The organism is Janthinobacterium sp. PAMC25594 (assembly GCF_019443505.1).
Taxonomy (GTDB): domain Bacteria; phylum Pseudomonadota; class Gammaproteobacteria; order Burkholderiales; family Burkholderiaceae_D; genus Janthinobacterium.
The window spans coordinates 4,178,535-4,190,508 of record NZ_CP080377.1 but is presented as its reverse complement, the minus strand read 5'-3'; the positions used below and the strand labels follow the sequence as shown (position 1 = coordinate 4,190,508).

Below are 11,974 nucleotides of genomic sequence, written 5' to 3'. Positions count from 1 at the left end.
GCCAACCCCGGCGGGATCAAACGATCAGGACTTGGCGCCCTTGGCGACCAGTTCGACCTTGGTTTCGATGACGCCACCGAGCTCGGCCTGTTTCTTCTTCTGCGCCAGGGCTTTCAGCACGGTCTCGATGCCGAACACGGCTTGCTGCGAACCGAACTGGTCGGCGGTGGCCAGCACGCGGCCATCGGCCAGCATCGGCTTGATGGCGTTGATGTTGTCATAGCCGACGACGAGCACTTTGCCCGTCTTGCCGGCCGCCTTGATGGCGGAAATGGCGCCGATGGCCATGTTGTCGTTACCGCACAGCAAAGCCTTGATATTCGGGTTGGCGTTCAGCATGGCGGCGGCCACCGTGTTGGCAGGGGCGATTTCCCACTGGCCCGACTGCACGCTGACGACCTTGGCGCCGGCCGCGTTCATCGCGTCCTGGAAGCCCAGGGTACGCTGCTGCGCGTTGTAGGTGGTGGAGACGCCTTCGATGATGCCGACGGGATCACCCTTCTTGATCTGCTTGGCCAGGAAGTCGCCGACCACCTTGGCGCCCTTGCGGTTGTCCGGGCCGACGAACGGCACGCTGATGCCCTTCTCTTTCAGGGCGCCCTCGTCGAGCTTGTTGTCGATATTGACGACGATGATGCCCGCGTCGATGGCTTTTTTCAGCACCGGCACCAGCGCTTTCGAGTCGGCCGGGGCAATCACCAGCGCGTTGACGCGCGAGACGATCATTTGCTCGACCAGCTTGATCTGGCTCGACGTATCCGTTTCATCCTTGATGCCGTTCGACAGCAAGTCGTACTTGGCGGCATTCGCCTTCTGGTGCGCCTTGGCGCCATTTTCCATGGTCAGGAAAAATTCATTGGCAAGCGACTTCATCACCAGCGCCACCTTCGGTTTGGCAGGTGTCTGCGCCATCGCCGGCACGGCAGGCAAGGCACACACGAGGACAGCGGCGGCAATCATTTTCAGGCGAATACGGGATGTCATGGGCGTCTCCAGAGTTGTTGGTCAAGCACGTGTAGAGCATGCTTTTATGGAATTTCATTGCGCGCAAACGTTTGCGCGAAGCGAATAGTGCCTCAATGCCCCATATCAGTGCAAGCAAAACTGTATGTGCGGTGCAGCAAAAGGGAGACGCCCAGAGGGAAGCAGGCAGGCCGATGCGATCGGCCTGCCGAGGGGAAATGCGCAGAAGTCAGGCGTTTGTTGCGGGACGGGCGCTGGCCCACTGCACGGCCAGCACGCTGGCCAGCACCAGCAGCAAACCCAGCATCGACCAGCCCGTCATGGCCTGGCCCAGCAAGGCCCAGCCCAGCACGACAGCCATCAGGGGGCTGAGCAAGCCCAGCGAGGACACGGCCACGGGCGACAGGCGGCTGATGCCGCGGAACCACAAGGCATACGCCAGCAGCGCGCCGGCCAGGCACAGGTAGGCGTAGGCCAGCACTTGCTGCACGGATAACGCCGGCAGCGGCGCGTCGGCCAGCCAGGCGACGGGCGCCAGCATCAGGCCGCCAAGCAGCAATTGCCAGCCCGTCAGCGCCAGCACGGGCAAGTCCGGCTTCCAGCGTCGTGTCAGATACGTGCCGGCCGCCATGCAAGCCGTGCCGCCCAGCGCGGCGGCGATGCCGACGGGTTCCCACACGGTGCGCGGCGACAATAACAGAACGCCCATGCCGGCCACGCCCAGCACGCTGGCCAGCAAGGCCAGGCGGGCCGGACGGCGCCCTTCCACGCCCCAGGCCAGGCCCATCACCAGCAGCGGCTGGATGGCCCCCACCACGGCCGCCAGGCCGCCCGGCAAGCGGTAGGCGGCGACGAACAGCAGCGCCTGGAACACGCCGATATTGAGCGCGGAAAGAATCAGCACGCGGCCCCAGTCGCGCCGCGCGGGCAGGCGCCGCATCAGCAGCAGCAACAGCAGGCCGGCCGGCAGCACGCGGATCAGGGCCGCCGTGAAGGGCCGGTCGGGCGGCAGCAGTTCGGACGTGACGATATACGTGGAACCCCAGATCAGGGGCGCCAGCGCCGTGAGCAGAATGTCGCCCCAGGCGGGACGGGCAGAAGAAGAGGCCATGCAACTATCTCGACATTAAGATAAAAGTCCAGTGTGGGCGCGAACTATCTTGATGTCAAGATAAATTGGCGTGCGCGCCGTTGCCTGCGGGCGGGCGAAAAAAAACCCGGCATGGCCGGGTTCCGGAACGCTGCCAAGCGGCACGTTGCGCCGCCTGGCTCGCCGTTTAATCGCGCATGCGCCGCAGGGTTGTCACCCGCATGCCGCCCATGCTGATCTGCGCCGTGCTGCCATCGTCACTGACGATAATGTCCATGGCCGCATCGCCCGCGCCTTGCGGCGTGATCGTCACGGTATTGCCGTTGGTGGTGAAGGTGGCCTTGGTCGAGGTTCCGTTATTGATCACGCTGTCGCGCGTAAATTCCAGGACATTGCCCATCGCCGCCTGCCATTTCCCCACCGCCGGGTGACCGCCAAAGCTGAACGCGCTTTTCAGCTTGTCCAGCATGCCCGCGCCCTGCACGGCCGGCGATTTGCCTATCGCACCGGTCAAGGCCGCCTGGCTCATCTGCGTTTCGTCGATGACTTGCCACTGCTTGTCGACCAGCGCCATCGGCAACCGCACTTCCAGGTCGCCGTCCGGCAAGCGTTGCAGGATCAGTGCGCGGTCCGGCGATTTGGCGAACCACGCCGCCTCATCGGTCAGCGTCAGCGTGGCCTTGGCCATCGCCACGTGCTGTGCGCCCAGGTCGCGCACCTGGTCGTAGCCGCTGACCTTGGCCACTTTCACGCCCTTGGCCACGCACAGCTTGTCGCCGCGCAAAGCCGCCTTGCCCGGTGCGGCCAGCGCGTAGACAAATTGCGATTGCGCAACCCAACCACCGCTGCCTTGTTCCACGGGTGCGCTGTACAGTCCGCTACGCACGAGGATATCCAGCCATTGCCGAGTGGAACTGTCGTACGAGGCCACGCGGATCTCTTCCTTCTGGTACGGCAAGTTGGTGAGGCACAGCAACTTGTCGCGCGCCGCCTCGTCGGCCGCCAGATGGGCATCGATGGCGCGGCTGAAACTGCCGGCCGAGGCCGCTTCCGGCGCCAGCAGCCACGCCAGCGCGCCGCCGGCCACGATGACCACCGCCAGCACACCGCCGGCGATCATGATGTGGCGCCGCTTCACGCCGGACAGCACCGGCGTCGCGGCTGCTGCAGATGCCGGTACTGGTGCGGGCGCAGGCGCCGGTGCCGCGTTGACGGCCTTGCCGCATTCATCGCAAAAGCGCGCGTCCGGGGCATGGGCGGTACCGCATTTGGTGCAGAAGTGAGCCATGGTGTGCCTTACTTGAGTTTATGCGCGCATTCGCCGCAGAACACGTCATCGGACGCGACCGGTGCCTTGCAGTTCGGGCATTGCAGGCTGTCAGCTGGCGCTGCCGGAGCGGCTGGGGCCGTCGCCTGCTCGGCCAGGGTGCGCGCACGTTCACGCGCTTCCTCGGCCTTTTTCTTGACCACGGCCAGGCCTTCGTTCAGGCTCGCTTCCGAGGCGCTGAAATCGACATTGCGCGTGGCGTTCAGGTAAATGATGCACACGCCCTTGGTGAAAATCAGACCAGGCACAACGGCCGCGGCCGCCATCAGCAAGCCGCCGCCCAGGCCGGCAGCGATGATATAGCCGGAACCGCCGCCGCCACCCAGGCCCGAGGCCAGCGTGTACATGTTCATCTGGCTGCCCAGGCCCAGGATGCCAGCCGACATGCCCGTGGTCAGCGACACGCCGGCACCGAGCACGCCAAAGATCAGCAGGGCCACAAACGAGGTCATCATGAACAGCAGCACTTCCAGCAGGATTACCGACACCAGCTTGGTGCGCACGATCTGGTTCAGGCGCGCAATGATCTGGAACACGCTGGCACCCGACCAGGCGGCAGGGCCGGCCAGCGGCAGCATCACGTAGAACAGCGCAAACACCAGCACGCCCAGCACGATGGCCGACAAGGGGAAGACGACCGCGTACAGCACGGGGCCGAGCACGGGAATCTTGCAAACGAACAAGATGATGGCGATGGCGAACATGGCCGCCAGCACGATCAGAAATTCCAGGAAGACGACCGCGATCAGGCGGTGGCTGGTGTACAGCGAAACGAGCACGGCATCAACCAGGCTCATCCCAGGCTGGCCTTGCGCATCGCGCATCAGCAGGATGCCCACGGCGTTGGAACCGTAAAACATCACCAGGAAGGCCATCAGGCCGCCCAGAAAGGCCAGCACGGCACTGTTCATGCCGCCGGCCAGCATCATCAGCACGCCACCGACGAGCACGGCACCGATGAAGGTCAGGGCCAGCAGGACAATCGCGCGGAAGTTCTTGATGGCATCGGTCGCTTCGATCAGCGAACCCACGGCGGAGGAAAAGGGAAGAGGTTTATGTGCTTCGGTGGAAATAGTCATGTCTGGCCTGGAAGGGGGAAATCGGGATGGGACGGCCTGCCTGGCCGTCCCGTGGTATTGATGTGTCAGTAGGCCAGCGCCAGTTGCAGCTCGCTCGCAGGCGCCTGGCGCTGGACGATCTGCAGCTTGACGTCCTGGCCGCCGACACGCTTGCTATTCAGGTACAAGGCCGTGCGCACGGGGTAAATGCCCTGCGGTACGCCTTCGGGCATGGGAATCGAGAAGCCGCCCTTGTAGGCGCCGCTGCCATTATTGCTGCTGACGACCTTGCGCACAGTTTTGATCAGGTCGCCATTTGGCTTGTACAGGCTCAATTCTTCTTCCACCAGCGGATTCGGATCGCGCGTGCCGGCGGCCACTTCGATATACGAATTGGTCTGCGCCTTCTGGCCCGGACGGACGGAGGACGGCGTAAAGGCCGTCTCATACTTCACCAGCGTCGACTGCTCGGGCAGCTTGCCCTTGTTGGCCACCTTGTAGTCGGCCTGCACTTGCTGCGCCGTCTTGACTTGCTGGCTTTGATAATTCAAGGCCACGCAGGCGAGTGCGCCCAGGCTGGCGCCCAGGGCCGCGCCGCGCACGGTATTCGTGCCACCGCCCAGCAAGCCGCCCACGACAGCGCCGATGCCGGCCAGCATGGCCGTATTGCATTCACCGCTGGCCGCTTCCGTGCCTGCGGTGGTGGTGCCGGTGGCGCCAGGGCCACCCGGCGCGGCGCAGCCGGCCAGCATCGAGGACACGACCAGCAGGGCTACCATGGGCTTGGCAATTTGTTTCAAGTTTTTCACGTTATTCTCCGGGAGGAACAAAATAGGGGAAGGCAAGCAGCGCGGCTTACTCGATCTGGATTTGCGACAGCGCCTTGTCTTGCGCGTCTTTCGCCTTGCGCTTGATGTCGAGCGCGTAGCGGTTGCCCTTGTCCATGCGCAACACGGCATTCGCGTTGGCAATGGCACAGTCGTATTTGCGCTGGCTCATGCAGTGGCTCGCTTCCGACAGGCTCTCCGTGATCACGCTTTCCAGGCCGGCAGCCTTGTTCACAGGCGCGGCCGGCGGTGTCACCTTGACGGGTTTTGCCGGCTTTTCCGCGACAGGTGCCGGTGCTGGCTCGGGTGCTGGCTCGGGCGCCGGAACGGGAACGGCCTCCGGCACTGGCGCGGGTTCGTCCGCAGCCGCAGCAGGTGTCGCGGCAAAGTCGGCCGTCGCGGCGCCATCGAGCACAGGGTCGCTGATGGCCAGCGGCTGCTCGGCGGCAGACGCGGCGTCCTCCTGCCCCGGCGAGCTTGGCGCGGATTCCGGCGCCGCTACAGGCGGCTTGCCTGACAAGAAATAGTAAGCGCCCGCACCGCCCAGCAGCACCACCACGGCGACCGCCGCGCCGATCAGCTTCATGCGGTTGCCGCCTGTCGGGCTGTCAACCGGCGTGTCGGGAACACTGTCCGGCACGCGTGCGGGAATGGCTTCCGGTTCCGGCGCAGGGGCGGGCACAGGATCGGCACGGCGCTTTTCCAGCACCGGCGGTGGCGGCGCGACCGGTTCCGGGATGAAAACGGGAACGGGTTCCGGGGCAGCTTCGGCGACCACGTTTTCCACTGGTACGGCGACCGGCTCCGGCGCCGTCACCGGCGCCACGGCAAAGCTGAACGCGCACTTGGGGCAGAATTTGGCATCGGCCTTGCAATCATGGCCGCACTGGCCACAGGATTTGCCTGGCAGCGGGGCGGCAGCGATGGTGGCAACGGCAAACGTCGTGCCGCAGGAAGAACAGAATTTTGCGCCCGGTTTATTCTCGGCCTGGCAGGAAAGGCATTTCAATTGGCATCTCTTTTCATATCAACGCTGACGCCGTACGCCTGTATCGCTTGCCAGAATGGCAGCTTTGTTGCCGTACGGCTAAATATGCAACGAGTATATTTTCAAACAGCAAGTTGCCACAAGAGAAAATTGCCTTTTGCTCTATTCAATTTTTAAATATTGGTAAAAATACTGCCGCCAAGGCCATCTCGCGCACCATCTTGGTGCGCAGAGAGCAAAAAACCCGGCAACGCAGTCCGCGTTGCCGGGTTTTCAGGCGATGCCCGAGGCGCCGAGGGCAGTTTACTTGCGCCCGCCCCGTGCCGGCGCGGCATGGCCACCCTTGGCGGGCGGCTTGCTGCCACGGCCCATCGGCACGACGGCCGGCTTGGCCTTCGTCTTGATGGTCGACAAAATCGAGGGCCGCACTTTCGATTCCGCAGCCGAGGCTTTTGGCGCGGCAGCCGTGCCGCCCAGGGCGATGCGGTTCTTGCCTGGCGTGACCTTGAACTTGTCCGGCGTGCCGGCGCCATGCGTCTGGCGGCTGCGTTCGCCTGCGGCCAGGCCGCCCGACTCGGACGAGGTCCAGGCAGGAATCAAGTGCTTGTCGCCATTGCCGATCAAGTCGCCACGCCCCATGTTGACCAGCGCTTCGCGCAGGATCGGCCAGTTGGCCGGATCCTGGTAGCGCAGGAAAGCCTTGTGCGTGCGGCGGATCTTGCCGCTGCGCGCCGTTTCCACCACTTCCGAGTCAGTCGTGACCTTGCGCAAGGGATTCTTGCGTGTGTGATACATGGTCGTGGCCATGGCCATCGGCGTGGGCATGAAGGTTTGCACTTGGTCCAGCTTGAAATTGTTTTTCTTCAGCCACAGGGCCAGGTTCAGCATGTCCAGGTCCGTCGTGCCCGGATGGGCGGCGATGAAGTACGGGATCAGGTATTGCTTCTTGCCCGCTTCCAGCGAGAAACGGTCGAACATTTCCTTGAATTCGTCATACGCGCCGATGCCGGGCTTCATCATCTTCGACAAAGTGCCCTCTTCCGTGTGCTCGGGCGCGATCTTCAGCAAACCGCCGACGTGGTGCGTCACCAGCTCTTTGACGTACTCGGGCGAACGCACGGCCAGATCGTAGCGCAAGCCCGAGCTGATCAGCACTTTCTTGATGCCGGGAATGGCGCGCGCCTTGCGGTACAGGGAAATGAGCTTGCTGTGGTCGGTGCCCAGGTTGACGCAGATCGACGGGTACACGCAGGACAGGCGGCGGCACGACACTTCGATCTCTTTATCTTTGCAAGCGAGGCGGTACATATTCGCCGTCGGGCCACCCATATCGGAAATGGTGCCCGTAAAGCCTTTGGTTTTATCGCGGATATGCTCGATTTCGCGCAGGATCGACGGTTCCGAGCGGCTCTGGATGATGCGGCCTTCATGTTCCGTGATCGAGCAGAAGGTGCAGCCGCCGAAGCAGCCGCGCATGATGTTGACGGAAAAACGGATCATTTCCCAGGCGGGAATGTGCGCCTTGCCGTAACTTGGGTGCGGGGCGCGCGCGTAATTCATGTCGTACACGCCATCCATCTCGTCCATGGCCAGCGGCAGCGGCGGCGGATTGAGCCACACGTCGCGTTCGCCGTGCGCCTGCACCATGGCGCGCGCATTGCCGGGATTCGATTCCAGGTGGAACACGCGCGACGCGTGCGCATACATGACGGGGTCATCCTTGACGACGTCGTAGGCGGGCAAGCGCACGACCGTCTTGTCGTGCTTTTCCTTGGCCATGGCCAGGCGCTCTTCGCGGCTCATGATGCGGATCGGCTTGATGACTTCGGCCGATTTCGAGGCATTTTCCGTGGCGCAGGCGGTCTTGTCTTCCTGCACCATCTCATACGGGCTGTAGTGCGGATCGACCTTGCCGGGCACGTCGACGCGGGTGGAATTGTGCACGCCCCAGTCGTCGCCAGGCAGCCAGCCGGACGGCACCATGAAGGCCGTGCCGCGCAAGTCGCGGATATCCTTGATGTTTTCGCCGGCGGCCAGACGGTGCGTCAGGTCGACCAGCGCCCGTTCGGCATTGCCAAAGATCAACAGATCGGCCTTGGAATCGGGCAAGACGGAACGGCGGACCTTGTCCGACCAGTAATCGTAATGGGCGATGCGGCGCAGCGACGCCTCGATACTGCCGATGACCACCGGCACGTCGGGATACGCTTCGCGCGCGCGCTGGGCGTACACGGTGACGGCGCGGTCCGGGCGTTTATTCGGTTCGGCATTCGCCGTGTAGGCGTCGTCGGAGCGGATCTTGCGGTCGGCCGTGTACTGGTTGACCATGGAATCCATGTTGCCGGCGGTAATGCCATAGTACAAACGCGGCTTGCCGAGGATGCGGAAGGCGTCGGCCGACAGCCAGTCCGGCTGGCTGATGATGCCAACGCGGTAACCTTGCGCTTCGAGCAGGCGGCCAACGAGGGCCATGCCGAAACTCGGATGGTCGATGTAGGCGTCGCCCGTGACGAGGATGACGTCGCACTGGTCCCAGCCCAGCACGTCCATCTCGGCACGCGACATCGGCAGGAAAGGCGCCACGGCAGCGCGGGCAGACCGCTTGGGAACGGTCGCAAATAAATTGGTAGGGGAGCTCATAGGGTACGGATTGTACCGGAATTGGCCATTTCCAACCTGACGGCCTGCTTTTTACTGTTGGATTTCAGTACAAAAAACGTTTATTTTTCAATCACTTGGGGAAAGAAGGCCCTTGGGGTCTGACCCTTCGGGGGTCTGACCCCAGCTTTTCCCCGGGTTACATCAGATCCCCATATTGGCGAGAATCTCGCCAAGTTCCCGCAGCGCCGGCTCCAGTTTCGGATGCTTGACGGCAAACTTGGCCGACAATTCCTGGCTGCGCTCGGCCAGCCCATACGTGGTCGACTCTTCGTCCTGTTCCTGCGCGGCGCGCTTTTCCATCAGCAACTTGATGTCGACATCGAGTTTTTGCAGCAAACCATGCAGTTCTTCATCGACGGGGCCGCTGGTTGCGAGTGTCGAATGCAACTGTTGCAGCGATTCCTTGAGTTTGCTATCCATATCTTTTTCCTGTCAGTCAGTAAATTGCGTGTCCAGGAACAATTGTTCCACCTTGCTCCTGGCCCACGGGGTCTTGCGCAAAAATTTCAGGCTCGACTTGATGCTGGGATCGCTGATGAAGCAATTGATATCGATGTGCTTGGCCAGGCCGTCCCAACCGTAGTGGGCGTGCAGGCGCGTCACGATACCTTCCAGGGTGATGCCATTCAAATCTTGCTGACTCATATACTCTTTCGACTGCCTTGGTTACGTCTTCATTTACATCTTACTCAATTCTACGCCGCCGGCACAGAAAGCTTGCGTGCGCCATGTCAACGCAACGCAAGCTTCTGATGAGGACGGCTTACTTCGCGTTCAAGCCGCGGCGTTCCAGCAATGGTTCCACGGTGGCGTCGCGGCCGCGGAAGTCACGGAACAGTTGCAGCGCATCGACGCTGCCGCCGCGCGACAGCAATTTGCTGCGGAACCAGTCGCCATTCTTGCGCGTCAGGCCGCCGTTTTCCTTGAACCAGTTGACCGATTCGGCGTCCAGCTTTTCCGACCACAGGTAGGCATAGTATGCCGCCGAGTAGCCGCCCGAGAAGCTGTGCGAGAAGTAGCTGGTGCGGTAGCGCGGCGGCACGGGCGCGTAGTCGACGCCCGCGTCTTTCAACGATGCCGCTTCAAAGGCCAGCACGTCCGTCGGAATCTGCGCTGGCGCCAGCTGGTGCCAGCGCTGGTCCAGCAGGGCCGCCGACAGGTACTCGGTGGTCATGAAGCCCTGGTTGAATTTCTTCGCCGCCGTGACCTTGTCGAGCAATTCCTGCGGCATGGCCGCGCCGCTCTGGTAGTGCTTGGCATAGTTTTGCAGCACTTCCGGCCAGACGGCCCACATTTCATTGACTTGCGATGGATACTCGACGAAGTCGCTCGGCACGCTGGTGCCGGCAAAGCGCGGGTATTTCACGTTCGAGAACATGCCGTGCAGCGCATGGCCGAATTCGTGGAACATCGTCGTCACTTCATCGAACGTCAATAGCGTCGGCTGACCGGCCGGCGGCTTCGGAATATTCAACTGGTTGGCGACAACGGGATGCGTGCCCATCAGCGATGATTGCGACACGTATTCATTCATCCACGCGCCGCCATGCTTGTTGCCACGCGCATAGAAGTCGGCGATGAACAGGGCCAGCGGCTTGCCGTTGGCATCCAGAACGTCGTAGACGCGCACGTCCGGGTTGTACACCGGTAAATCAGTACGTTGCTTGAAGCTGATGCCGTACAGTTTATTGGCGGCAAAGAAGACGCCGTTGTTCAGCACGCTGTTGAGTTCCAGATACGGTTTCAGCTCGTTTTCATCAAAGTTGAAACGTTGCTTGCGCAGCTTGTCCGTGTAGATGGCCCAGTCGGCCGCCGCTACCTGGAAACCGCCTTTTTCCGCATCGACCACTTGCTGCAGGTCGGCCGCTTCGCGGCGCGCATTGGCGACAGCCGGTTTCGCCAGTTCCGACAGCAAGGTGTTGACGGCGGTCGTCGTCTTGGCCGTCTGGTCTTCCAGCGAATAGGCGGCGTAATTGGCGTAACCGAGCAAGGTGGCCCGTTCGGCGCGCAATTTGGCCAGTTTCAGCACGATGGCGCGGTTGTCGAACTCGCCGCCCTGGCTGCCCCGGTTCAGCGAAGCGTCCATCAAACGCTGGCGTGTCTTGCGATCCGTCAATACGGCCAATGGCGGCTGGCCGCTGGTGTTGACCAGGGCGATGACGAACTTGCCCGTCAAACCGCGTTCCTTGGCGGCCGCGGCGGCCGTGTCGATATCGCTGTCCGTCATGCCGGCCAGTTCGGCACGGGTGTCGACGACGAGGCTCTTGGCATTCGTTTCCTTCAGCACGTTTTGCGCGAAGGCCGTTTCCAGGCCCGCCTGCTCGGCGTTATAGGCTTTCAGTTTTTCCTTGTCCGCATCGGACAGCTTGGCGCCGGCGCGCACGAAATCCGTGTGATAACGTTCCAGCAAGCGCAAGGATTCGGCATCGAGGCCCAGCTTGTCGCGCTTGGCATACAGGGTGTCGATGCGGGCAAACAGTTTCGGGTTCAGGGTGATGGCGTCGCCATGCGCGGCCAGCTTGGGCGACACATCCACTTCCACCGCTTCCAGCACGGCATTGGTATTGGTCGACGTCATGTTGCTGAAGATGCTCTGCACGCGGTGCAGCAGCTGCCCCGTGCGCTCCAGCGCGACGATGGTGTTTTCAAACGTGGCCGGCTGGCGGTTGCTGGCAATCGCGTTGACTTCAGCCAACTGGCGTTTCATGCCTTCGGCAAACGCCGGCGCATAGTGAGCATCCTTGATCAGGCCGAACTGCGGCATCTGGAATGGCAGCGGACTGACTTTGAGCAAAGGATTCTGGGCGCTGATGGCGGCGGCAGGTGCGGCGGCGGCCAGGGCGGAAGGAGCGGCGTGGGCCAGCATGACGCTGGCGGCGATGACGAGCAGTTGTGGACGGATCATGACATCTTTCAGGAAGCGCGGGAAGAACCGCGATCGCGTCGCGGGCCAGTGGCAGATCATAGCAGCCTGTCACACAGGCGTCATCCAACATGGGTGATCCTGTGGTGCAGCACGCCAAATGCGCGGTTTACCACGGTGTAAAATAAAAATCGCCA

10 protein-coding genes are annotated in these 11,974 nt (G+C 62.5%); all 10 read right to left on the bottom strand.

All coding sequences use genetic code 11. The annotated features are described in order from the left end of the window. Window positions 1-24 precede the first annotated feature (24 nt). The 10 genes from KY494_RS18780 to KY494_RS18735 all read right to left on the bottom strand — a co-directional run bounded on the left by KY494_RS18780 (window position 25) and on the right by KY494_RS18735 (window position 11,819). On the bottom strand, window positions 25-984 hold the full coding sequence (locus KY494_RS18780; protein ID WP_100874882.1) for a sugar ABC transporter substrate-binding protein: 960 nt from the start codon (window positions 982-984) through the stop codon (window positions 25-27). A gap of 208 nt (window positions 985-1,192) precedes the next feature. Then, window positions 1,193-2,074 carry an EamA family transporter gene (locus KY494_RS18775; protein ID WP_219135842.1) on the bottom strand — a complete coding sequence of 294 codons (882 nt, stop codon included), beginning with the start codon at window positions 2,072-2,074 and terminating at the stop codon, window positions 1,193-1,195. A 166-nt stretch (window positions 2,075-2,240) separates the two neighbouring features. Continuing rightward, on the bottom strand, window positions 2,241-3,341 hold the full coding sequence (locus KY494_RS18770; protein ID WP_219887823.1) for a zinc ribbon domain-containing protein: 1,101 nt from the start codon (window positions 3,339-3,341) through the stop codon (window positions 2,241-2,243). A gap of 8 nt (window positions 3,342-3,349) precedes the next feature. Next, entirely contained in the window at window positions 3,350-4,459 is a 1,110-nt protein-coding gene (locus tag KY494_RS18765; protein ID WP_219887822.1) for a zinc ribbon domain-containing protein, read from the bottom strand. Window positions 4,460-4,524: 65 nt separating this feature from the next. After that, entirely contained in the window at window positions 4,525-5,247 is a 723-nt protein-coding gene (locus tag KY494_RS18760) for a hypothetical protein (protein ID WP_099761587.1), read from the bottom strand. A gap of 46 nt (window positions 5,248-5,293) precedes the next feature. Then, a complete protein-coding gene (locus KY494_RS18755; RefSeq protein WP_219887821.1) occupies window positions 5,294-6,274 on the bottom strand; it encodes a zinc ribbon domain-containing protein in 981 nt (326 codons plus the stop codon). A gap of 282 nt (window positions 6,275-6,556) precedes the next feature. Further along, window positions 6,557-8,818 carry a YgiQ family radical SAM protein gene (locus KY494_RS18750; protein WP_219891646.1) on the bottom strand — a complete coding sequence of 754 codons (2,262 nt, stop codon included), beginning with the start codon at window positions 8,816-8,818 and terminating at the stop codon, window positions 6,557-6,559. 237 nt (window positions 8,819-9,055) lie between these two features. Further along, window positions 9,056-9,334: a DUF4404 family protein gene (locus tag KY494_RS18745; RefSeq protein ID WP_219887820.1), complete on the bottom strand. Its 279-nt coding sequence runs from the start codon at window positions 9,332-9,334 to the stop codon at window positions 9,056-9,058. Window positions 9,335-9,346: 12 nt separating this feature from the next. Beyond that, the gene (locus KY494_RS18740) at window positions 9,347-9,559 is read right to left on the bottom strand and encodes a VF530 family DNA-binding protein (RefSeq protein WP_070219603.1); all 213 of its coding nucleotides are present in this window, start codon (window positions 9,557-9,559) and stop codon (window positions 9,347-9,349) included. 118 nt (window positions 9,560-9,677) lie between these two features. After that, complete coding sequence (locus KY494_RS18735; protein ID WP_219887819.1) at window positions 9,678-11,819, bottom strand: M3 family metallopeptidase; 2,142 nt, start codon at window positions 11,817-11,819, stop codon at window positions 9,678-9,680. Between the last annotated feature and the right edge of the window lie 155 nt (window positions 11,820-11,974).

What these genes read in the sequence shown, in the direction of transcription:
- KY494_RS18780 (WP_100874882.1), bottom strand. Translation starts at nt 984, where the DNA reads ATGACATCCCGTATTCGCCTGAAAATGATTGCCGCCGCTGTCCTCGTG.
- KY494_RS18750 (WP_219891646.1), bottom strand. Translation starts at nt 8,818, where the DNA reads ATGTCGCGTGCCGAGATGGACGTGCTGGGCTGGGACCAGTGCGACGTC.
- KY494_RS18770 (WP_219887823.1), bottom strand. Translation starts at nt 3,341, where the DNA reads ATGGCTCACTTCTGCACCAAATGCGGTACCGCCCATGCCCCGGACGCG.
- KY494_RS18765 (WP_219887822.1), bottom strand. Translation starts at nt 4,459, where the DNA reads ATGACTATTTCCACCGAAGCACATAAACCTCTTCCCTTTTCCTCCGCC.
- KY494_RS18735 (WP_219887819.1), bottom strand. Translation starts at nt 11,819, where the DNA reads ATGATCCGTCCACAACTGCTCGTCATCGCCGCCAGCGTCATGCTGGCC.
- KY494_RS18745 (WP_219887820.1), bottom strand. Translation starts at nt 9,334, where the DNA reads ATGGATAGCAAACTCAAGGAATCGCTGCAACAGTTGCATTCGACACTC.
- KY494_RS18775 (WP_219135842.1), bottom strand. Translation starts at nt 2,074, where the DNA reads ATGGCCTCTTCTTCTGCCCGTCCCGCCTGGGGCGACATTCTGCTCACG.
- KY494_RS18740 (WP_070219603.1), bottom strand. Translation starts at nt 9,559, where the DNA reads ATGAGTCAGCAAGATTTGAATGGCATCACCCTGGAAGGTATCGTGACG.